Here is a 21,874-nt window from a genome sequence, read left to right as displayed (position 1 = left end):
GCTTTGTGACTGGCGGATGGCCCAAGCGTGCTTCATCGACGCTGTCTCCCATCGGGGGCCCGCCGCGCGAACTCCGCTCGGCGTTCGCGGCCATGGTGGTGTGCGCCATGAACTCCGGCGACACCCGCTCGGCGCTCGAGGCACTGGAGATGGCCAAGGGTGCCACTCACCGCCCGACACGCGCATTCCACGGCCGCTGCCACCTGATACTCGACCCCACGCCGCGGGTCCCCCCGCGGAGAACGGGCTGGAACGAGTCCGCCCCCCTCGGCCTCCTGCCCCACACCTGTCTCGCCTCCGGCCTGGTCGAGCGGCTCAGCGCCGCTGAGGCCCACGACCGTGCCCTCGGTCTGGCCGCGCGTGCTGTCGTGTATCTCACGGAGCCGCGGCCGAGCCCTGACCGGTGGGCGACATCGAGCAGCACGCGGCGAGAGCCTGCGTGGCCGCGGAACGGTACGAGGAGGGTCTGCGCCTTGCGGTGGCGGCATGAGGGAAACTCGACGCGCAGCGGTACCGAACCTGCGGCACCTGCTCATGCCCGTGCGGCTCGACCTGACCAAGTAGCCAGGGGGCTTCGCCGATCTCCGGGAACAGCGTTCCGCGACGGGTTCCGCAGTCAGTGGTGATCACTCGGCTCGTGATTGTCGAGCAGAAGATCAGGGCGTACAGGCGCCCCAGCGCCACGGTGTCGAGGTGCAGGAAGTCGGCGGCGATGATGCCGTGGGCCTGGGTGGTGAGGAACTGACGCCAAGTAGGGCCGGAGCGATGCGGCGCGGGGTCGACTCCCGAGGACTGCAGGATCTCCCATACGGTGGACGGGGCGATGGAGTAGCCAAGGCGGACGAGCTCGCCCTGTATGCGGCGGTGGCCCCAGGTGCTGTTCTCGCGTGCCAGACGCAGGATGAGCTGCCTGACGGTGGGCGCAGTCGGGGGCCGTCCCGGGTGGCGGCGCTCGGTGAGTGTCCATTTCCGGGAGACCAGGCGTCGGCGCCGGGCCAGCAGCGTGGTCGGCGTGACCGCGAAGACCTGGCGCCAGCGCTCCCGCGGGACCAGCCGGGAAAGGACGGCCGGCCAGATCCGGTCGGCGGACTCATAGCGGACCCGAGCGATCTGGCGGCGCAGCACCGCGTTCTCGTGCCGCAACGCCAGCACCTCCGCATCCTCGACCACCCGGCTGCGCGGCACGGCAGCGGGCACCTTGATTACGGCGTGGTGTACGACAGCGGTTTCGGCTGGTCGGGAACGTGAGGAGAGCCGTACGGGTTGGGATGGTTGTGAAGCGATCCTTGGCCCGTACGGCTCTCTCGCATCGTATCTGCACGGGCATCTCGAGGCGTCGACTCGGGGCGCTCATCGCCGAGTTGGCCAGCCCGTGGATGGCGCGGGAAGAGTCCCGGCTGGGCGAACGCCGAGGCCATGAGCGTCTGCGCGCCGAAGGTGGCGGACCCAGCCATCAACTGGTCTTCACCGACCGGGTGATCGCGACCCTGGTGATCCTGCGGTTCCAGCTTCCGCACGCCGCCCTCGCCGTCTTCTACGGCGTGGACCGCTCCACCGTCACGCGGGCCGTCCATGAGATCCGTCCGCTCCTGGCGGCGCGGGGCTTCGCGGTCCCCGGCGAGGCGGGACTGCGTCTGCACACGCTGGCCGATGTCTTCGCCTACGCCACCGCGAAGGGTGTTGAGCTGCGCCTGGACGGCACCGAGGTTCGGGTCCGGCGTCCGAAGGCGCGCCGCCCCGGCCGGCGTGCGTTCGTGTCCGGCAAGATGCGGCAGAACACCAAGAAGGCCACCGTCATCACCGACGGACAGGGCCGCACTCTGTGGACCGGCGCGGTCCGGCCGGGCCGTATGCATGATCAGACGGCGGTCAAGACCGAGGGGATCGAGGCCCTCTTCGAGCAGTACCCGCAGGTCAAGGCCAAGGTGGATGCCGGATACCGGGGCCTGGCCAAACGGTTTCCCGGCCAGGTCCAGGCGCCGCCGAAGAAGCCCGCCAAGGACGCGTCGGCCGCGGAGGTGACCGTCTGGGAGGAGGCCCGCAAGAAGCAATCCTCGGAGCGGATATGCGTCGAGCACGCCAACGCCGAGCACAAGCAGTGGAGGCCCCTCCAGCGGTACCTCGGCCGCCGTGAGTACTACACCGAGACCCATCTGGCCATCGCCGGCCTCGTCTCCGACCGCACCGCAGAGCGGTAATCACCCATCAGCCAACCCGCCAGGCCAACACGCCCCAACCTCAGTCGCGCACGACACCGTTAGATTCCGGACCAGTGCGGTGACGATCGACAGCGGCATCGAAGGATCATCCCAGGCGCCGCGGAGGCCGTTGCCCCACACGGAGAAGCTGCAGGCCAGGCCCAGAATCGTATTTCCGAGCGGGACAGGCTGCACCACCGCACCAGCCTGACCGAAGCGGATCTCGCACGGTTCATCAACCCGATCATTCGCGGGTGGATGGCGTACTACGGGGCCTTCTGCCAGTCGGCCCTCTATCCCCTCCTGGAGCGTGTTAACGCCTACGTGATGCGGTGGATGCGCAAGAAGTTCAAACGGCTGCGGGGCAGGAAGATGACGGCGGCCGTGGCAAAGTCCAGGTGTGCGGCCAGCGGGGTCCAGGCTGATGGCCACCGGAATTCCAGGTGGATGGCCGTCTGACCTGTGGTGTTCCTGATCGCTTCCTTATCTGAAGGAGACCCCTCCGTCCGGTTTGCTGGTGTTTGCACGCATCAGCTACCGGCCGGAGAGGTCCTGTGACGAAGTCTGACACGGAGATTATGGAAATCCTTGAGGCGTACGACCTGACCGGGACGGTCTGGTCGGCGGCGACCTTGACGGGGCACGACCCGAAGACGGTCAAGAGGTATGTCGAGGCCCGCAACGGCGGGCGTAATCCCTATGAGCGAGAGCCGCGGCCGAAGATGATCGACGCGTTCCTGGAGAAGGTCGAGGAGTGGGTCGAGCAGTCGAAGGCGACGATCCGCGCCGATGTGGTCCACGAGAAGCTCGTGAAGATGGGCTACCGGGGCAGCGAACGCTCGACGAGGCGGGCCGTGAACGCGGCGAAGAGCGCGTGGAAGGCGGGTAAGCGCCGAACGTACCGGCCGTGGATTCCCGAGCCGGGCCGGTGGTTGCAATTCGACTGGGGCGAGGGTCCGCGGATCGGCGGCCGGCGGACCTGGCTGTTCTGCGCGTGGCTGTCCTGGTCGCGGTTTCGGGTGGTGATCCCGGTCTGGGACTGCACGTTGGGCACGTTGGTGGCCTGCCTGGACACTACGTTGCGGCGGATCGGCGGGGCGCCGACGTATGTACTGACCGACAACGCGAAGACGGTCACAGTCGAGCACATCGCCGGGATCCCGGTACGTCATCCGCAGATGGTCGCCGCGGGCCGGCATTACGGCTGCCAGGTGGTGAGCTGCGTGCCCTACGACCCCGAATCGAAGGGCGGTGCGGAGGCCACGGTCCGGATCGCGAAGGCCGACCTGGTGCCCACATCTGCGAACCTGCTGGCCGCCTACGACGCCTTCGCCGAGCTCACCGATGCCTGCCTGACCTGGTGCGATGCGGTGAACTCGCGCCGTCACCGGGCGACCGGGCAGATACCCGCGAGCCGTCTGGACATCGAACGCACCACGCTGCATGTCCTGCCCATCGAGCCGCTCGCCCTCGCGCTGGGCGAGGAGAGACTGGTTGGCTCGGACCGCACCATCAGCTTCAACTCGGTGCGCTACTCGACCCCGCCGGGCTATACCGGTGCCAAGGTGTGGTGCCGGGTCGTCGGCGAGGAACTCTCCATCACCGCCCGCACCAAATCCGGTGATCTCTCGGAGATTTGGCGCCACCAGCTCTCCACCCCGGGTGTTCCGCAGATCATCGACGAGCACTACCCCGACCATCCCGACGGCCGCAGCATCCACCAACCCAGACTGCAGCCCCGCTCGGAGGCAGAGATCGCATTCGTGGGCATCGGCCCCGGAGCCGGACGCTGGCTCAAGGAAGCCGGACCTGCCGGCGCCACCCGCATCCGCGCCAAGATGGCCCGCGCGGTCGAGCTGGCCACCGTCCTGGGCAACGACAAAGTCGACCACGCCCTCGGACTTGCGGCCACGGCCGGACGCTTCGCCGACGACGACCTCCTCTCAATCCTGGGACACATCGCGGACAGCAAACCCGCCGGCGAGGTCGTCCGCGCGGACGAAGCCCACTCCGTCCAGAACGGAACCGCCGGCTGGCAAGCCCTCGGTCAACTGCAACCCGTCCCCAGGGAGTTGACGGCCGACTGACCACTGTCAGTCCCCGACGAACCACAGATACCGGTGCACTCGCTGCTGAACGACCTGGCACAACTCGCGGGCCTGCCCAACCCAGTCACCGCCGCAAGCGGCCGGGAGCCGGTCGAGCTCCGCCAGCAGTAGCGGCACCTGCCGGTGGTTGAAGACCGCGTCGCCATACGGGTCCAGGGACCAGAGCATCGGAAACTCCGCCGGGTCCAGATCCGCGAATGCAGCGGTCCACTCCACACCACCCTGGGCCCGGGCCACCACGTTCCCGCGGTCGCCCCGCACCGACATATTGATCATCCGCCGAACCTATCGGCGCCCGCCCCGACCCACGAAGGAATTAACGACTATGACGTTTCCCCAGGCCCCGGCGCTGCCCGAGGAGCTCGACAAGCTCATGCGCCGCATGCGCCTGCCCTACATGCGCAAAGCGGCCCCGGACGTCCTGGCCACCGCCCGAGCCCAGCGGTGGGATCCCGCCGAGGTCCTGCGGCTGCTGATAGCCGAGGAGGTCACCGGCCGCGACGCGGCCACCCGGCGTCTTCGCCGCCACTCGGCGAACTTCCCCACCGGCAAGACCCTGGGCTCCTGGCGGGCCGAGGACTCCACCATCCCCGAGCCCACCCAGAACTCCCTGACCACCCTGGAATGGATCGGCCGCGCCGAGAACTTGGTGATCGCCGGCCCGTCGGGGACGGGCAAGAGCCACTTCACCGAGGGCCTGGCCCAAGCCGCGATCGAGAAGGACATGCGGGTGTCCTGGTTCACCCTGGAGACGCTGAGCGCCGCGATCGGGAAGTCGAAGGTCGACGGGTCCACCGCACGGACCGTCGCCCGGATCTGCCGCGCGGACCTAATCGTCATCGACGACATTGGCCTGCTACCGGTCGGGGAGGACGCCGCCGAGGCGTTCTACCGGATCATCGACGCCGCTTACGAGCGCCGGTCCATCGCGGTGACCAGCAACATTCATCCCTCGAAAGCGCACACGTTCCGGCGAACCCGTGCGAGGTGCTGCCGAAACTTCACGGGTTCAAGCGGAGGGCGAGATGGCTGTGGTCACCGTGTCGGGGATCAACGCGATCAGCTGTTGAGACCAGCAATCCGATTGCTGGGTTGCAACCTCCGCTCCGCAGGCATTGCAGACGAGATTGGGGCCGTCCAGGCCGTCGAGTCCACAGCATCCGTTGAGGCGCCCGTGGTCGGGGTGTCTGGCCACTCCCGAAATGTCGTCGGGATTGAGGACGAACCCGCCGGTGTGAAGGCTGACTGCGTACGACCCGCGCGGCATCAACGGTGGCAGGAACCTGTGTCCCGGTGCTTCCTCTGTCACCGGTGACGGCATCGGCACTTCCCGGAGGTCGGGACTGATTCGCTGCTGACAGGCACTGCAGGAGAAGACGGTCATGGTCGTAATTCTGCGTGAGCCTCCGGTGCTGTCTCTCGTCATTTCCGGTCCGGCTCGGAGGTAGGAAGCCGCCCCTCATCGACGTGGTCGGCGAGATAGATCAGCGTGGCCTGGGGATCCATGCCGAACGCGGCGGCGACGAGTTTGGGGTCCATGGTGTTCACCAGGTCGACCAGGCGGGTGCTGCGGATCAGCCGGGGCGGGAACCCGCAGTCGTCAAGAACGTGTGAGAGATAGGCAGTTGAGGCCGGGCTCCGCCCGGCCTTTGTTCCTTTGGTCACCATGACGTGAGGGTTGTCGGTCCGCCATGCCGCGCGGTGTTCCAGGCACCGCTGCAGCACCGTCCACGAGGCGGGATCCAGCGGAAGGGGGTGAGGTCGCTTGCCGAACCGGACTTTATGGACCTGGTGGTCGACGTCGTCGGCCTTCAGCATCCGCACCTCGGAGCTGGAGGCGCCGTGCAGCAGGGCGAGTATGCCCATCAGGGCTTCGTGCGGGTGCACGCCTTCGACGGTCGTCCATCGTCGGAAGAGGTCGCGCTGCTGGTCGAGGGTAAGTGTCCGTCCGCGGAAGCCGTTCGATTCCTTCGATGTCAGGCCCCGGGCCGGATCGATCAGCACGATGTGGTGGGAGCGTGCGAAGCGGAAGAACTGCCGCAGTACGGTCAGGCGCCGTTTTCGGGCCTTGGGCAGTGTGGTCAGGAAGGCTTCGATGTCGTGCACGTCGGCCGTGGCCCAGTCGTTCTTGCCGCAGTGGGTTACGAGGAAGATCGCCAGGTCACGCAGGATGGAAAGGGCTGTTTCCAGGGTGTGATCGGTGCGGGGCCGGGTTCCGGCCCGCCGGGCTCGGTCCTGGGCCCGCATCCGGGAGGCGTCGAAGGCGACGACGGCCGGGCGCAATGGCTCGGGGACGGCGCCGAGGCGACGTCTTCTCCGTCCGGCGGCGAGCCGTTCGGCCTGGTCTGTGGGAAGGGCCAGGCCCCGAAGTGTGAAGAAGTCTTCGAGTGTGCGGGCGAAGGAGCCCATCGAGCGTCCTGGCTGGCGGGACCGTTCCAGCAGGGCTTGGGGCGAGTTGGAATGGTCGTCGTCGAGGAGCTGGCCCAGGCTGGTGACGAAACCGCAGGCCCTCGCGACGCAGTAGCGGGCCGCGATATGAGCGACGAAGTCGTCCAGCCACGGGGGCGGGTCGGTGAGCCGGTCGCGGAGGTGTTCACCTCGGATGAAAGGGCGGCCGGGGTGTTTCTGCCAGCAGGCTGAGCAGAGCCCCAGCCCGGCATGACGTCTCAGATGCCCGCAGTCGCGGCAGATCCGTGGTGGGTGTTTCGGTGAGCCGGGGTGAGAACACGGACCGCACCAGCCGGTCGCCTTGCGCAGATAGCCGGGCTTTCCGCAGCGCGGGCAGGGCTGTTGGGCCTCCATCTTCTCGGCCTTGTGTCGGCAGTCCCGGCACCGGGAGTTCTGCGCGGAACGGACCGGATGCCCGCAGTCCACGCAGACACGCGAGCACACCACGCACCGGCCCGTGCCCGGTTGCAGAACTCGCTCGCGACCGCAGGACAGGCAAGTCGCCCTGGCTGCTTGTTCGTTCAGGCGACGCTGGCACCGGCAGCAGTGCTGGCGATCGAGATATCCGACCGGGGCACCGCAGGTGACACAGTCCCGTTGCTTCTTGCCCATCTCTCACCGCCGGTCACAGGGGAGGCATCGACCGGCCCCGGGCGGAAGCGGCCCGGGGGAGGTCGGCAACCGGCCGAGGTGGGGCGATCGGGCGCTCGACGGGGGTGGTGTCCACTTCGATCAGATCGTTGGGGGTGCACTCCAGGGCGGTGCACAACGCGGCCAGCGTGGTCATTTTCACCTGGGAGGGTTCTTTGGTGAAGAGCGCGGACACCGACGCCGAGGACAGCTCCAGGCCGGCTTTCTCCGCCAGCAGCCGCCGCAGCTCGGTGCCCGTCCACACCTCCCGCTTGGCGGCGGCCATCCGCAGCCGCCATTGGATCTTCATGCCGTGGAGTCCTTCCCGGTGAGCTCGGCCAGGGTGCCGGCAACCGCCCGTTGATAGGCGTCCTCGATGAAGGTGGCGGAGGGCCGGACATAACGCATGGTCGAGCTGACAGTCCAGTGTCCGAGCATCTGCTGGATCGCCACGAGATCCACGCCGCGTTCGTAATTGTGGGTCGCGCACGCCCGTCGCAGGGCATGCGGGCTGAACCTCTCGGCCGCGGGTCTGCCTTCGAGTTCCATGAGATAGCGGAGCCGGTTGCGGATGGTCCCGCGATGGAGGCTGCCGCCGGACTCATCGGCGAACAGTACGGATGAGTCGGGGAACTTGGGCCGCACGTCTTCCAGGAACCATCGCAGCACCAGGTCGAGGCTGTCGAGCATGGGCACCCAGCGTGGCCGCGGGCCGGATGTGTGGGCGCCCTTGCCGAAGCGGACGTGGAGTTTGCCGAACGGGCCGCGGGAGAAATGGAGGTCCGGCCGCTCCAGCAGCGAGGCTTCCTCCGAGCGGAGCCCAGCGTGATAAAGCGTCCGGAACATCGCATAGTCCCTGGCCGCCGGTCCGTACTTCCGGGCGGTCGCGATCCGCTGCTTCATGAAGTCGAAGAACTCGGCCACCCGCTCCGGTGTCGGGGGTGGCAGAAGGGCCGGCGAGTCGTCTCCGACATGCCGCGATGCATTGAACTCGTCGATCGGACAGACCAGCCGGACGCCGAACACGGCCTCGATCTCGACTGACTTGCGGGCCTGCAGGAACCGGTGGAAGCCCTTGAAGATCTGTACATACTCGCGTCGGGTCGATGCCTTGCGGCCCTGGACCGCGAGGTCACCGACCACGCGGTCGATATCCTCCGGCGTCACCTCCCACGCGGGCCGGCCTAGGAGCGTGTCCCAGTAACCCGCACCCCGCCTGCGGTTCGTGATCATTCGTGCGGGATGATCACGGTATGCGTGATCGGGATGGGCTGTTCGAGATCGAGCCGGGTGAGAAGAAGCAGCCGCAGGGTCGTCCCGCGGCGGTGGACAAGACGTTCCGGGCGTTCGACCCGCACCAGGTCCTGCTGCTGCCGCCGTCGCTGGAGGACTGGCTGCCCCAGGACCACCTGGCCCGGTTCGTCGCCGACCTGGTCGACGAGGTGCTCGACCTGTCGCCGATCCTGGCCGACTACACCGAAAAGCGCGGCTACCCGCCCTACGACCCGCGGCTGATGGTGCGGCTGCTGATCTACGGCTACACCACCGGGGTGCGCTCCTCGCGGGCGATCACGCGTAAGTGTGTCGATGACGTCGCGTTCCGGTTCCTGGCCGCCGACCAGACTCCGGACTTCCGCTCGATCGCCCGGTTCCGCCGCCGCCACCTGGACGCGCTCGCCGGCCTGTTCCTGCAGTCGCTGCACCTGGCGCGGAAGCTGGACATGGTCAAGATGGGCCGCGTCGCGCTGGACGGCACCAAGCTGGAGGCCAGCGCCTCCAAACACAAGGCGATGAGCTACGGCCGCCTGATCGGCAAGGAAGAGCAGATCGAAGCCGAGATCGCCGCCTTGGAGGCCGCGGCCCGGTCCCTGCTGGACGACGCCGAAGCAGTCGATACCACCGAAGATGCCCGGTTCGGCGTGGACGGCAAAGAGGCCGACCTGCCTGCCGAGCTGGACCGGCGTGAGAAGCGCCTGGCCAGGCTGCAGGCCGCCCGCGCGCAGATCGAGGCCGAGGCTGCCGACAAGGCCCGCCGCCACGCCGAGGACAAGGAACGCCGCCGTCAGGAGCGCGCCGGGACCAGCGACGAACGGGCCGTCACCGACGCCGGGCAGAAGGCCGCCGCGAAGGTCCGGCCCAAGCCCAAGGCCCAGGCCAACTTCACCGACCCCGACTCGCGGATCATGAAGAACAGCGACGGCGCCTACATCCAGGCCTACAACGCCCAAGCTGTCGTCGATGAAAAGCACCAGGTCATCACGGCCGCCGACATCACTACCAACGCCTCGGACGCGCTGAACTACACCCCGATGCTCGACCAGTCCGCGCAGAACACCGGCGTCCACCCCAAGCAGGCCCTCGTCGACGCCGGCTACTGCTCCGAAACCAACCTGGAAGCCGCCCAAGAGCGCCAACTCGCCTGCGGCACCGACACGTTCATGGCCACCGGCCGACTCGGCCACGACGAACAGGTCCCGCCCGCGCCCCGCGGACGCATCCCTGCCAGCGCCACCCTCAAGGAGCGCATGGCCCGCAAACTGCGGACCAAGCCCGGCAAGGCCGCCTACAGCCGCCGCAAAGCCATCGTCGAACCCGTCTTCGGCCAGATCATGACCTGCCAGAACGGCCGCCAACTCCTCCTGCGCGGTGAGGACGGAGCCCGCGGCGAGTGGCGACTGTTGGCCGCCTGCCACAACCTCCGCAAGATCTTCCGACACGCCGGAACCGCAGGACTCGCCGCGGCGATCAGCTGACCAGCCCGGTCAACGGCCCCCTTCAGGCCGATCCCCAAGCCGACATAACCAGGCCACCCGCCTCAGCAGGCACCCAGCGAGCAACCACCGATCTCACCGTCACGATCACCAGCCGATTGCCCGTTACCGGGACACGCTCCTAGCGCTGTGAGCGCCCGCTCCAACAGCCCGATGTCGTTGTCGACGGTCACCGGACTGAACCCGCGGGCCCGCCATGAGGCGACGAACGCGTCGACACAAGCAGCCTGGAACTGCCACGGATCCGTGGTCAACGACTCCTGCGGGACGGCTCCACCCGCGATGACCTGCAGCCTCGCCTCGCCCACCGGCACACCTTCCTCGCACCTGAACCGTCAAGGCAGCGACTCTGCTGCGCAATTCCGTGCGGGGGTGAGGGTGGGCGCGCGATGATCGTTCGTGTGGTCGTTGTCCTGTCGTGCGGCCGTGGGGGTGGTGTGGATGTCGATGCGGCCGAAGGGGCTGCCGGAAGTCCCGGAGCAGACCGTGCTGGTGGCGCGGGCGGCGTTCCCGCGGGGGAGCCTGGCGATGCGGGTGCGAGACCGGCTCGCGGAGGTCTTCGCGGACGAGCCGTTCGCGTCGGCGTTCGGGGTGCGTGGGGCTCCGGGTCTGTCTCCGGGGGTGTTGTGCCTGGTCACGGTGTTGCAGTTCGCGGAGGATCTGACCGATCGGCAGGCCGCGGCGATGGTGGTGCGGGCGATCGACTGGAAGTACGCGCTCGGGGCGGAGCTGACGGACACCGGCTTCGATGCCAGCGTGCTGAGCAGGTTCCGTTCCCGGCTGGTCGGCAACGGCATGGAACGGGTGATCTTCGATCGTCTCCTTGAGTACTGCCAGGAGGAGGGGCTGGTCGCGGCCGGGGGCAAGCAGCGGACCGATTCCACCCATGTGATCAGTGCGGTGCGGGACTTGAACCGCCTCGAGCTGGCCGGGGAGAGTGTGCGGGCGGCGTTGGAGGCCCTGGCTGTCGCGGCGCCGTCGTGGCTGGCCGGGCAGGTCGATGTCGCCGAGTTCGCTCACCGGTACGGGCCGCGGGTGGACGGCTGGCGCATGCCCGCCTCGCAGACGAAACGCGACCGGCTCGCGCAGGTCTTCGGCCAGGACGCGCTGGCGTTGTGCCGGGCGGCCTGGTCACCCGGCACACCCCCATGGATCCGTGAGATCGAGTCCGTACAGATCCTGCGGCAGATCCTCGTCCAGACCTACTGCCTGAGCACCGACACCAGGGGACGGGAGGTGATCAAGAAGCGGGCCGCCGACGACGAGGGTGTCCCGCCCGGTCATCGCCGCCTCGCCTCCCCCTACGACGCGAACGCACGCTGGGCGGCCAAGGGCGAGGATCTGTTCTGGATGGGCTACAAGGTCCACCTCACCGAGACCTGCGACACTCCCACCGAAGCCGAAGCCGAAGCCGAAGCCGAAGCCGAAGCCGAAGCCGGTGTCCGGGCGGCACCGAATCTGATCACGGACGTGTGCACCACCGATGCCACCGTGCCCGATGTGAAAGCGACCGCCGCGGTCCAACAGCGCCTGGCCGAGCACGGCATCAGGCCCGCCGAGCACTACCTCGACTCCGGCTATCCATCCGCCGACCTCATCGCCGCCGCGCTGGAACAGGGCACCCGTATGGTCACCCCGGTCCTGCTGGACCACTCCGCCCAGGCCAAGGCCGCTACCGGCTTCGACAAGAGCGCCTTCACCATCAACTGGAAGGCCCGCCAGGTCCGCTGCCCCGCCGGCCAGAGCAGCGCGCACTGGAACCCCGTGAAACAGCACGGAACGGACGCGATCGTCATCACCTTCGGCGTCCGCACCTGCCACCCCTGCCCCTTCCGCGACCAGTGCACCAGCTCCGCGAAGGGCCGCCGCATGCTCACCCTGCGCCCCAGAGAGCCAGAAGAAGCCCTCGCCCAGGCCCGCGCCGAGCAGAAGACCGAGACCTGGAAGACCAAGTACGCCCTGCGAGCGGGCGTGGACGGCACCATCAATCAAGCCCTCGACATCACCGGCATACGCCAGGCCCGCTACCGCGGGCTGCCGAAAGTCCGCCTCCAACACGCCTTCTCCGCCACCGCGCTCAACGTGATCAGACTCGACGCCCACTGGACCGGACACGACCAGCATCACACCCGCAGCAGCCGCCTCGAACGCCTCGCCTACCGACTCACAGCCTGACCCAGGAATTGCGCAGCAGAGTCGGCAGCACCTTCAAAACCCGAGTACTGCCACGAGAATCAACGAGGACGGCAGGAGTGGGATACGGCCAGGTGGCAGCGGCAACTCGTGTGAGGGAACAAGTGCCAGCCCCAGTTGGCTTCGACACGATCATGCCGAAGACTCTCGCGGGCGCGAGCACCGACCGCCTCATGCATCACGCCCACCTCGTGAACACCACCGGCGACTCGCACCGCCTCGCCGAGGCCCTCGCCGGGAAGGGAGTGGTCCCCTTGAACTGACCCCCACCCCCAGGAACACCACCGGCCACACACCTGGGTTTCTGATGGCCACCAACCTGGCTATCCGACGGCCACCCACCTGGGCATCTCAGTGGCCGTTGACAGAAGAAAGCCCAAACGGCGTGGAACCAGGCCGTCGCACGGCGACCTCGGTTCTTCGCCCACTGGGTCTGGACCACCCATGCCCCCCGCGTCTGGTGACCAGAACGACAAGAGCCGTATGACGAGAGATCGTCACGTACGGATCTGTGAGGGCCGAGGGGTGAGAATCCCCTCGGCTACTCGGCGGGGAACTTCACACCTGCGGAACGTCCTGGACTCGGCAAGCCTTGAAACCCTGGAACGAGAACTCAGCCAGCCCGTGCCCGCAGAGCGCCCGACTTGGCAGTGGGCCAGCCCGCCCCCGCTGTTCCTGGAGGGACTGTCGGCACTGGAGGCTTTTGTTCTGCGAGAGGGGCACGCGCTCCCGCCGTCCGAGCATGCTGAGGGTGACGTTCAGCTTGGCCGATGGGTGATGCGTCAAAGGCGCCTGTACCGAGCTGGGAAGCTGCCTCAGCCGGAACGGCAGATGCTCGAGACTCAACCAGGATGGTCATGGGACTGGCGTGAGACCCGCTGGGACATGTTCGTTGTTGCTCTGAACGCCTTCGGAACGAGAGAGGGCCACCTACGCGTCCCCCAAGCCCACCTGGAAGACGGCTACCCGTTGGGGGCGAAGGTTAGCGTTACCAGGCTTGATCACCGTCGCGGGAAACTCTCTGCCGACCGCGTGAACGTCTTGGAGGCGATACCGGGTTGGACCTGGCAGTCCGGAAGACAGGTCAACACAGGGAGGCCTGACGGGCTGTGGTAGCGCCGTTGTCGGCGGGTCAGGCTAGCGGCTTCTGGGGGAAGTCGCAGTTCCGCCGAGCCCGGGTGTAGCCGCTGTCGCCTTGCACGTAGGAGATGCTGTACTCGCTGACCAGGCTGAGGCAGGCTGCGGCGGTTTTTGTCTTCGCTGTTCCCGGATCCAGGGCGTTCTCGGACGAGGACGTGTCCCCGGAGCCAGCGGAGTTCACGGTCATGTCGAGACAGCTTTGTGACGGGTCGTCGCCCTCGAGGTCGCCGCCGGCGGCCGAGGTGTCGAGGAGGTCGACCGCATCCAGACAGTCCAGCGGAATGTCCATCGTTGTGATCTTTGCTGACCTCACGATGGCCTCGATCTCTGCTGCGCGCTTGGGCTCAAGGGTTCCGTAGTCGTACAGCACGTAGTGGGAGGAGGGCAGAAACCATACGCGGTGGACGGCGGTCCGCTTGTGGTTGTGGTCCGGCAGGATGTCGGTTTGGACAGTCCATGCTTGAGCATCCTCGTTCGCCACGCTGACCTGCTTCATCGCGCTGGCGTGTGTGACGGTCTGCGGACGAACATCCCCGTTGAATTCGTACGTGCCGCCGGCGGAGGGGTTGGGGCCACCTGTGGAGAAGCGCGTGTCGAACATCCCAAAATTGTCGTTCTCGCTCCCGTTGGCTCCTCCCTTGATGGTGGTCATTCCAGGTGCCCACTCCACGGCCAGACCGCCGGTGCCGCTGGCACCGGCGGGGACCAGGTCCACCGCGTATTTGCTGTCCATGCCGTCATCGAAGTTCAGGCTGTCCTGAGGCACCGGAAGTGTGGACCAGGAGCTTGGGAGCGTGAGCTTCAGGCCGCCGAACAGGGTGACAGGGGCCGCAGGGTGAACGGGAGGAACGGTCGTCGTGGTGTCCGTGGGGGAGGGGCTGCTGCTGGTAGGAGCGACGGTGGCGGGGGTGGGGGCGGCGCTCTTCTCTGCGCTCGGCGTGGTAGCTGCCGCTCGCGGCCGTTGTCCTCCGGCCGGGTTCGCGGACCGCCCCATAGCGTAGGCCGCGCTGCCGGCTAGGGCGACAGCGGCCACGGCGGCAACGAAGGCTTTGCGCCGTCCGCGAGAACTCGGCACCGGACGTCCCGGCTCACGATGTGCCGCCTGCTGCTCAGCCAGCGTGGCGAGGACGTCGGCAGTGGCGACAGTGGCCGCATCGACGGCCCGGGATGCCGGTTCGCAGTCTGCGGCGCCAGCCCGGTCGTACTGCTCACGTACGGTGGCAAGCGCGGTGTCGGCGACACCCAGAGCGGCGCGAGCGTCGGACGTGTCCACGCGTGCTGGCTTGGTGCGGTCCAGTGTCTCCCGGAGATGAGCCAGCGTGGCTGTGGCGTCGTTGAGGAAGTCCTGTGTCTCGGATCGGATGCGCCAGCCTTCGGTCCGAGTAAAGGGGAGAGCCTTGGTGAGGTCGATTCCGGGGTCGGCAATCGACCAGGGCAGGTTGTGCGTTAGCGCGGAGTCTTCGGCCGTGGTTGACGGGGCCTGGCGCGTGTAGGCGACGGTGGGGAAAACCACGGTGCCTTCCGGTCCCAGCAGGTCCGCGGACTGCTCGGCAAGCAGCGCAGCGCTGGGCCGCGCGGCGGGGTCCTTGCGAAGAGCCCGCAACACCAGCCGCCGAAGCCGATCGGGGACGGCACCCAGGTCGGGCTTCGCGTGAACGATGCGGTGGTCTATGGCGGTGGGCAGCCCGAAAGGGTGCGCTGCGGCCGCGGCGTAGGCCACCAGGAGACCCCACGCGAAGATGTCGCAGGCCGGGGTTGTCTTCCCGAGAGTCAGCTGCTCAGGTGCCATCCAGCCAAGACTTCCAGACCGCGGCAAGGACGTGCGGGTGAAGGCTGTGGCGTCGACGTGGCCAGCGATACCGAAGTCGAGGACGCGCGGGCCGTCTTCGGCGAGGATGACGTTCGCGTGCTTGAGATCGCGGTGCGTGACGCCGGCAGCGTGGATGTAGGCGAGTGCAAGGGCGACGGCGGCGGCGAAGGTGAGGAGATTCTCTCCGCGGAGCGGCCCGTGGGCTTGGACGTGCTGCTGCAGCGTTTCGCCCCGCACGTACGGCATCGTCAGCCACGGGATGTCCGCTGCAGTGTCCGCGTCCGTCAGCGGGATCAGATAGGGGCCTGAAACTTTCCGCAGGACCTCGACCTCACGCGCGAACCGCTGTCGGTACTGTTGGTCGGTGGCGTACGCCGAGCTGAGGACCTTGATAGCAGACGGCTGCCCGCTCACGGGGTGGTAGGCGAAGTAGACCGTGCCCATACCGCCGGCACCGATCTGGTGCAGGGGTCTGTACGGACCTATACGCTGAGGCAGCGTCACGGGAAACTCCCAACTGTCGTCCTACTGCTCGAGAAGCCCGCCCGCAGCAGGCGGACAGCACTGGGATGTTATAGCCGAGAGGTGACGTTTCGGGGCGACTCCTAGACTCCCTGCGCGCTGAGGGCGCCAGGCGGATGCTGCAGTCTGCCCCAGGGCGGGAAGGCGAGCCGCCCCTGTGGGGCTCGTAAAGTCATCGCTGTTGGTCGGCACCCGCCTCCGGGCTCGTCGGTGGGGACTTGTAATGGTCAACACCGTTGCGTTAGCGCCGTGAGCGGCTATTGAGGCCGTGGTCGAAGAACGCGACGGTGGTGCGGACGGTGTAGTTCTGGGTCTTCTGGGGGTGCTGTCCGGCGTTCGGTTCGTACTTGCTGGTGGGGTTCTTGCGGGTGCGGGCCTTCGCTCGTTGCCGTCGGTGGGCGGGCAGGAGGGCGTCCAGGGCCGCGTGGCCGATCGTGCCGACCAGGTCGACGAGGGTGTTGGGGAAGATTCCATGGCCGGCGGTGACGGTGTCGGTTGCGGCGGCCAGCAGGACGGTGAAACTGATCCGTTCCATGGGTACTTCCGGCCGACCGGTCAGGGCGTCGTCGCCGGCGCGGATCAGAGCCTGGTAGGCGGTGAGCAGGGCGTAGACCTCCTGGTCGAGACCATCGATGCTGCGGGAGCGCAGGACGCGTCCGTCGAGCATCGTGGCCTTGATCGAAAAATACGTAGTTTCCGCCTGCCACCTGCGGTGATAGAGATCAACGAGCTCGGCGGCCGGATAGCGGACGGGGTCCAGCAGGTTGGTGATCAGCCGCCACTGCTCGGTGCGGACGGTGCCATCGGTCAAGGTGACGGTGAGGGTTGCCTCGATCACGCGTACCGGCAGCAGTACCCGCAGGACGCCGTAGCCGATGCGGGCGATGTAGGAGCCGTCGCCCAGGTGCTCGGCGGAGGTGGGGACACGGCGGGCCCCGGAGCGCACCAGGAACCGCGCCCCGCTGTGATGGACGGCATCAAGGAACTCGTTGCCGTCGAAGGCCGCGTCGGCCAGCAGGAGCATCGTCTTGTCCAGGGCGGCCAGAAGCCGCTTGGCATAGGGGAGTTCACCCTCGGACTCCGGTTTGAAGGCGGCGGCTATGAGCGCGCGGGTGCCGCACTCGACCAGGGTCAGCAGCCGTAGGAGCGGATAGCCGAACTCCAGACCCTCCCCGGCCCGTTTGGGGTAGCGCCAGGTGAGCGTCTCGTCGTCGGGGGTGTGCAGCAGGGTCCCGTCGACGGCCACCGTGCGCAGGCCCCGGTAGAAGGACCCGTCCTGACCGGGGCGGGCGACGGGCCCGGCCAGTGTCTCGAACAGGCGCCGCAGAAGTGCGGCCCCCACCCTGCGCCTGGCCCGCGTCAGCGAGGAGACCGCGGGACGCACCAGGGCCAGCGGGGTCAGGGCGGCGGTCAGTTTGGACCACACCGTGCGGTACGAGCGGTGCTCGAACAGTGCGAGGTGAAAGTCGGCCTGGGGCGCGGTTCCGGTCGTGAGACCGGCCCGTTTCCCCAGGCCGCTTCCCGAACCCGCCGTGCGGCTCTCACCGCAACGGGCTCTCCACAAGTCCCGCTGGGGGCTCACTGATTGGTCGTCATCCTGTGGTCGCCCAGGGAGTCGGGATCGCTGCGCCCCGGTACCGGTAGCGGGTCGTGCCTACCTTCTCGGGGTTGAACAGTGCCCTCTCCTGCCCGGTCGGCCATCCCCATGGGTCGCAGAAGCGACGATGGAGGTCCTTCCAGGTGATCCGGCGGTGTTTGCGGCGCAACCACCGGATGACCTGTTCACGCGCGTAATGCGCCAGGTATCCGAAGGTGGCACTGGACACGCCGGGTTGGAAGAAGGCGCACCAGCCCCGCAGCATCTGGTTGAGCCGGATGAGCAGGGTGTCGAGCGGCTGGCTCGTGTCCATCTCGCGGCACCAGGTCTTGACCTTGGCCATCAGGGCCTTGAGGGCCTTGAGGGCCTTGCGGGCCGGGTAGGTGTAGACGTAATACCGGTCGGTGCCTCGTTTTCGGTGGCGCTGGATGTGCCACCCGAGGAAATTCAGCCCGTCGTCGATGTGGGTGATCAGGGTCTTCTCCTGTGAGAGCCGCAGTCCCATCCTGGTGGACAGGACGTCGGTGATCTCCTCCCGCAGGGTCACGGCATCGGCTCTGGTGCCGGAGATCATCAGGCACCAGTCGTCGGCGAAACGGACCAGCCGGTAGTTCGGCAGCCCGTGACGGCGACGTCTGCCGCGCTCCACTTGACTGGAAGCGGGACCTCCCGGTCCTTGGGCGATATACCCGTCCAGGACCGACAGGGCCACGTTGCTGAGCAACGGGGACAAGATCGAACCCTGTGGGGTACCGGCGTTGTTCTCCCGCAACACGCGGTCCTCACCGAGGATGCCCGCCTTGAGGAACGCCTTCACCAGTGCCAGGACACGTTTGTCTCCGACTCGCGCCCGCACCCTGTCCATCAGGTCCGGATGCGAAATTTCGTCGAAACAGGCTTGGATGTCTCCCTCAACGATCCACTCGTAGGAGCGGGAGGAGAGGTAGCGCACCTCGGCCACCGCGTCGTGGACCCGGCGCATCGGACGGAACCCGTAGGAGCACGGGAGGAAGTCCGCTTCGAACACCGGCTCCAGCACCAGCTTCAAGGCTGCCTGGACCACCCGGTCGCGGATGGTAGCGATCCCCAGGCGACGCAGCTTGCCGTTCGCCTTGGGGATCATCCGCTCCCGTACCGGCTGGGGTTGGAAACTGCGGTCCTTCAGCGAGGCCCGCAGCCCGTCGAGAAAGCTCTCCACGCCCGTCCCCACAGTGACCGACGCCGCTGTGCGGCCGTCCACCCCGGCGGTCTTGGCACCCTTGTTACCCCGCACCCGGTCCCACGCCACCAGAAGGAACGCGGGATCGGCGACAAGATTGAAAAGATCATCGAACCTGCGATGAGGATCACCGCGAGCCCAGCGGTGCAGCTTGGTCTGGATCTCCAGTACCCGCAGCTCCGCCCTGAACAGGGCGTGCTCCAGCTCGTCGGTGTTCACCGGCGACAACCTCCCAGCCTTCCAGTCCTTCAGCCACCAACTTGCTGTCCTCCTTCGCCATGTACGCACCTCTCGTGCGCGCGGACTACTACGAGGACTCCGCCCCATCCCACGGCCCTCAGTCGGCAACGGACCTGCCCGCCCCCCAGACCGGCTGCCTGGGCCGCGGACGGCCGCGGATGGTTCCAACGTTCCCTACGCCTCGATCGGCCAAGTAGGCGCCCAGCTCTGCCCCGGCAGCCTCGCCATACCTACGCCGCAGACCTTCGGCATGGCCTCCCCACCGACCTCGCTCCTCGGCTTCGGAGTTGACTGACACCTCACGACGTCCGTCACGCGCTGCTGACCGGCCCCGATCCACCAGATTCGAGCCGGCACTTCGCTTACGGGACTTCAACCACTGATTCGCTTCCGCTACACCTCTTGGCCTCGCTCGCCGAACCCGGACCGTCTGGCAGTACCGATCCGTCCCGGCTTTGTCAGGACTGCTTCCCGCCCTCCCCGGCGATCCCCGGATCAGACTGCCCTCAGCTTCGATCAGGCCGCTGCGACGGCCCAACGGCAGGGTCCTTTCACCCCCGCTCGAACACGTAGAACCTCGTTGCGCACAGCGAGCACGAAATAGACCACCACCCGCGAAGGCAGCAGTCGCAGGCGCTTCTCGCGCCGGCCGGTTTCCTCCAGCACCGAGTCCACCAGCGCAAAGTCCACGATCTGAGTCAACTCCCCCAGATGACCCGGCGCGAACACACCCCGGGCTGTCTCGATCGTGGACGTGATGACAGATTTCTCCTGCAACGGGACCCCTGACCTTGATCGACTTTCTTCGCCGATCGTTGATCTATCAGGTGGTCCCGTTGCGCTGTTCAGCAGGGCTTGACGTACAGCTCAGGGGCCAAACGCAACGGTGTTGACATCGTCGTCCGTGAACAGCGCGGCCACCAGAGGGCGTACGGGCACAGGGCTCTTCTTCGCCTGTGGGCCGGTGCCCCGTGCCGGGCGTGCGGAAGGCCGAACAGCAGACAACCGCAATACATCAACATCAGTACCCGCAGGGGTACTTCTTCGGCCTGCGCGCCGCCCAGCCAGCCGGTTGTCAGTGGCGGGTGAAAGGCTGCCGTCCATCTCGACCACAGCAACGCGTGGGGGAGAAGTACAGGGAAATGGCGGCACGGAGAGACGGAGGCTGCCCGCCTGGCTGCAGGGCGGGCGGCCGCTGCGCCCGGCATCCGGCAACTATCCCCCGCGAGGGGCCCTGGGACGGTACGGACGCGGCCGACCTGGACGACCTCGCCGGGGTTCGCGAGATCATCCAGGCGTACCGGCACCGCGACTCTTGTGCATGCGGTGTGAGCTCAGAGCCAGATAGAAGTCGACTCTGTCGGTCATGCGGCTCAGGTCTCGCCGAGTGAGCTGTTCAATCCGAGCCAGGCGATATCTCAGAGTGTTGACGTGGATGTGCAACGTCTGCGCAGCTCTCTGCCACGAGCAGGCTGTGTCGAGGTACACCGTCAGCGTGTGGATGAGGTCGGTTCCGTGCTTGCGGTCGTACTCCATCACGGGGACGGTCAACTGACTGCGCAGTGTCCGGTGGGTGTCCTCGTCGGCAACGGCCAGCAGCAGCAGATGGGAGGCGACGTCCGCGGAGCCGGCCCACTGCTTGCCCTGTGGATCGGCGCCCGCGACCAAGAGAGCCTGCCGTGCCTCTGCCAACAGCCGTGGAAGCACGGGTGAGCCCTCAGAAGCTGCCGCGATTCCGACCGGCGTGGCCGTGCCGCAGACACACCGAATCGCCTCGACGACCGACGCAGCCAGCCCAGGGATGTCGATCGTGGGTGCCGCGCGAGCCGCAGGCGAGTCCGGTGTCGCGTTCGCGTCGTAGACATAGGCCACGAGCTGGTCGTCCTCGCCGAACGTGACCAGCGCTGTGAGTCCGTGGAATCGCGCCGCTGCCTCGATCGCGTCGATCTCGGCCCGGACCGACCGGCTTCCCCGTGCCACGATCACCGCGGATACCCGCTCGGCTCCCACTGCGAGGAGTAGCCGGGCCGCTTCGTCACCCGGCAGCGAACCGAGTTGAAACCGGGCGGTGAGCTCCTCAGCGATGATCTGGCGTTGCGCTTGCGCCTCTTGGCCGAGGCCGAGAGGCAGATACCGCGCCACGAGCGCGACGGCGATGTCGGCGCGTGATTGCACGGTCGCTTCGTCGCACTCGTAAACCATCAGCACACTCGGCGCCGATTCGGTCCGCGCCGACGGATCACCGATGACGACGTACGTGACCTGACAGCCGTCGGCCAGCAGGACCTGTCCGATGTCCCCTACGGGCCGTGCCCGCTCGAAGCCGGTGTGCCAGACACGCGTCATCGCTTCCAGCGGTGGGGGTTCGAGCGCCGTCACCTTGCCATTGCGCTGCAGAGCCCAGCACGCCACGCCGAGTTCGCGGGACATGACCTCCACAACGGCCATCGCGCCGTGCCCGGTGGCCAGATGGGTGGCAAGCTCCGAATCCAGAACGACCGAGCGCATCGCCGCGGTACGCCGCTCCTCCAGCAGGCTGGAGATCACCTGCTCGGTGATGTCCATGAACGGCACATCGGGAAGGACGAGCAAAAGCACGTCGCTCTCCTCGCACGCCTCGATCAGGCCCGTGGGAACGTCCTGATCGCCGTAGAGGGCCACGCCTAGTGCGTGGACTCGGTGCGATGCCAGCGCGCGCACGAAGCGCCGCGAGTCCTGCGGGCCGTGATGCCACAGCGCGTTGGTGAGGATCAGCTCACCGCCGCGCAGGTACGGCGACGGGTCGGCGAGGTCCGTGACATGTACCCATCGCACGGCCTCGTCCAGGCGATGCTCGCAGGCTGCCACCCGAACGTCGAACAGTGTGGACTCGACCAGCTCGCGTACTCTCATGCCTGGAGAATCCTCCTAGCGAAGCGCATCGAGTGGCGCTCCTCCTTGACCATCCTGTGCATTGTTTACCTGCTCGCTCTTGAGTCAAATGGTCTCCATCACCATT

At 67.4% G+C, this 21,874-nt stretch carries 18 protein-coding genes and 1 pseudogene; 8 read left to right on the top strand and 11 right to left on the bottom strand.

The window, feature by feature from the left end; genetic code table 11:
• Positions 1 to 375: 375 nt before the first annotated feature.
• A complete protein-coding gene (locus tag OG395_RS05840) occupies positions 376 to 1,185 on the bottom strand; it encodes a helix-turn-helix domain-containing protein (protein WP_327241917.1) in 810 nt (269 codons plus the stop codon).
• Between the two features lie 83 nt (positions 1,186 to 1,268).
• On the opposite strand from OG395_RS05840, the gene OG395_RS05835 reads away from it, so the two are divergent.
• The 3 genes from OG395_RS05835 to istA all read left to right on the top strand — a co-directional run bounded on the left by OG395_RS05835 (position 1,269) and on the right by istA (position 4,285).
• A complete protein-coding gene (locus tag OG395_RS05835) occupies positions 1,269 to 2,198 on the top strand; it encodes a transposase family protein (RefSeq protein WP_327241440.1) in 930 nt (309 codons plus the stop codon).
• Positions 2,199 to 2,261: 63 nt separating this feature from the next.
• Complete coding sequence (locus OG395_RS05830; protein WP_327249258.1) at positions 2,262 to 2,657, top strand: group II intron maturase-specific domain-containing protein; 396 nt, start codon at positions 2,262 to 2,264, stop codon at positions 2,655 to 2,657.
• 119 nt (positions 2,658 to 2,776) lie between these two features.
• Positions 2,777 to 4,285: an IS21 family transposase gene (gene istA / locus OG395_RS05825; protein WP_442818734.1), complete on the top strand. Its 1,509-nt coding sequence runs from the start codon at positions 2,777 to 2,779 to the stop codon at positions 4,283 to 4,285.
• 6 nt (positions 4,286 to 4,291) lie between these two features.
• Here the strand turns inward: istA and OG395_RS05820 are convergent, their stop codons facing one another.
• Positions 4,292 to 4,582: a hypothetical protein gene (locus tag OG395_RS05820; protein ID WP_327241915.1), complete on the bottom strand. Its 291-nt coding sequence runs from the start codon at positions 4,580 to 4,582 to the stop codon at positions 4,292 to 4,294.
• Between the two features lie 49 nt (positions 4,583 to 4,631).
• On the opposite strand from OG395_RS05820, the gene OG395_RS05815 reads away from it, so the two are divergent.
• A complete protein-coding gene (locus OG395_RS05815) occupies positions 4,632 to 5,621 on the top strand; it encodes an ATP-binding protein (protein WP_327241914.1) in 990 nt (329 codons plus the stop codon).
• Positions 5,622 to 5,728: 107 nt separating this feature from the next.
• On the opposite strand, the gene OG395_RS05810 is transcribed toward OG395_RS05815, so the two are convergent.
• The 3 genes from OG395_RS05810 to OG395_RS05800 all read right to left on the bottom strand — a co-directional run bounded on the left by OG395_RS05810 (position 5,729) and on the right by OG395_RS05800 (position 8,617).
• Positions 5,729 to 7,108 carry a tyrosine-type recombinase/integrase gene (locus tag OG395_RS05810; protein ID WP_327241913.1) on the bottom strand — a complete coding sequence of 460 codons (1,380 nt, stop codon included), beginning with the start codon at positions 7,106 to 7,108 and terminating at the stop codon, positions 5,729 to 5,731.
• 271 nt (positions 7,109 to 7,379) lie between these two features.
• On the bottom strand, positions 7,380 to 7,694 hold the full coding sequence (locus tag OG395_RS05805; protein WP_327241912.1) for a helix-turn-helix domain-containing protein: 315 nt from the start codon (positions 7,692 to 7,694) through the stop codon (positions 7,380 to 7,382).
• Positions 7,691 to 8,617 (bottom strand): tyrosine-type recombinase/integrase, encoded by a 927-nt coding sequence (locus OG395_RS05800; RefSeq protein WP_327241911.1) that lies wholly within the window; start codon positions 8,615 to 8,617, stop codon positions 7,691 to 7,693. Before OG395_RS05800 ends, OG395_RS05805 begins: the two co-directional genes overlap by 4 nt.
• 92 nt (positions 8,618 to 8,709) lie before the next feature.
• Between OG395_RS05800 and OG395_RS05795 the strand changes: the two genes are divergently transcribed.
• Positions 8,710 to 10,137, top strand: a complete 1,428-nt coding sequence (locus tag OG395_RS05795; protein ID WP_442818733.1) for an IS1182 family transposase — start codon at positions 8,710 to 8,712, stop codon at positions 10,135 to 10,137.
• Between the two features lie 62 nt (positions 10,138 to 10,199).
• On the opposite strand, the gene OG395_RS05790 is transcribed toward OG395_RS05795, so the two are convergent.
• Complete coding sequence (locus OG395_RS05790) at positions 10,200 to 10,463, bottom strand: hypothetical protein (protein WP_327241910.1); 264 nt, start codon at positions 10,461 to 10,463, stop codon at positions 10,200 to 10,202.
• Positions 10,464 to 10,596: 133 nt separating this feature from the next.
• Here OG395_RS05790 and OG395_RS05785 point away from each other — a divergent pair, with 133 nt between their 5' ends.
• The 3 genes from OG395_RS05785 (at position 10,597) to OG395_RS58100 (ending at position 13,464) form a co-directional block, all read left to right on the top strand.
• Complete coding sequence (locus OG395_RS05785; protein ID WP_327241909.1) at positions 10,597 to 12,330, top strand: IS1182 family transposase; 1,734 nt, start codon at positions 10,597 to 10,599, stop codon at positions 12,328 to 12,330.
• A 152-nt stretch (positions 12,331 to 12,482) separates the two neighbouring features.
• The gene (locus OG395_RS05780; protein ID WP_327241908.1) at positions 12,483 to 12,611 is read left to right on the top strand and encodes an ATP-binding protein; all 129 of its coding nucleotides are present in this window, start codon (positions 12,483 to 12,485) and stop codon (positions 12,609 to 12,611) included.
• 181 nt (positions 12,612 to 12,792) lie between these two features.
• Positions 12,793 to 13,464 carry a helicase associated domain-containing protein gene (locus OG395_RS58100; protein WP_442818515.1) on the top strand — a complete coding sequence of 224 codons (672 nt, stop codon included), beginning with the start codon at positions 12,793 to 12,795 and terminating at the stop codon, positions 13,462 to 13,464.
• Between the two features lie 16 nt (positions 13,465 to 13,480).
• Here OG395_RS58100 and OG395_RS05775 read toward each other — a convergent pair whose 3' ends face one another.
• The 5 genes and pseudogenes from OG395_RS05775 to OG395_RS05755 form a co-directional block, all read right to left on the bottom strand.
• Positions 13,481 to 15,802 carry a serine/threonine-protein kinase gene (locus tag OG395_RS05775; RefSeq protein WP_327241907.1) on the bottom strand — a complete coding sequence of 774 codons (2,322 nt, stop codon included), beginning with the start codon at positions 15,800 to 15,802 and terminating at the stop codon, positions 13,481 to 13,483.
• A 259-nt stretch (positions 15,803 to 16,061) separates the two neighbouring features.
• Positions 16,062 to 17,402 carry an IS4 family transposase gene (locus OG395_RS05770; RefSeq protein ID WP_327241906.1) on the bottom strand — a complete coding sequence of 447 codons (1,341 nt, stop codon included), beginning with the start codon at positions 17,400 to 17,402 and terminating at the stop codon, positions 16,062 to 16,064.
• Between the two features lie 10 nt (positions 17,403 to 17,412).
• Positions 17,413 to 18,855, bottom strand: coding sequence for a group II intron reverse transcriptase/maturase (gene ltrA / locus OG395_RS05765; RefSeq protein ID WP_327241905.1), 1,443 nt, complete (start codon positions 18,853 to 18,855; stop codon positions 17,413 to 17,415).
• Positions 18,856 to 19,461: 606 nt separating this feature from the next.
• Positions 19,462 to 19,653: pseudogene (locus OG395_RS05760) on the bottom strand (transposase domain-containing protein); the annotation flags it as partial.
• A 510-nt stretch (positions 19,654 to 20,163) separates the two neighbouring features.
• Positions 20,164 to 21,768, bottom strand: a complete 1,605-nt coding sequence (locus OG395_RS05755) for a PucR family transcriptional regulator (protein WP_326791675.1) — start codon at positions 21,766 to 21,768, stop codon at positions 20,164 to 20,166.
• Positions 21,769 to 21,874: the final 106 nt, after the last annotated feature.

The sequence above is a fragment of the Streptomyces sp. NBC_01320 genome (assembly GCF_035974375.1).
In the GTDB taxonomy this organism is placed as follows: domain Bacteria; phylum Actinomycetota; class Actinomycetes; order Streptomycetales; family Streptomycetaceae; genus Streptomyces; species Streptomyces yanii.
The sequence above is the reverse complement of the archived record's forward strand: the minus strand, read 5'-3'. Positions and strand labels throughout refer to the sequence as shown.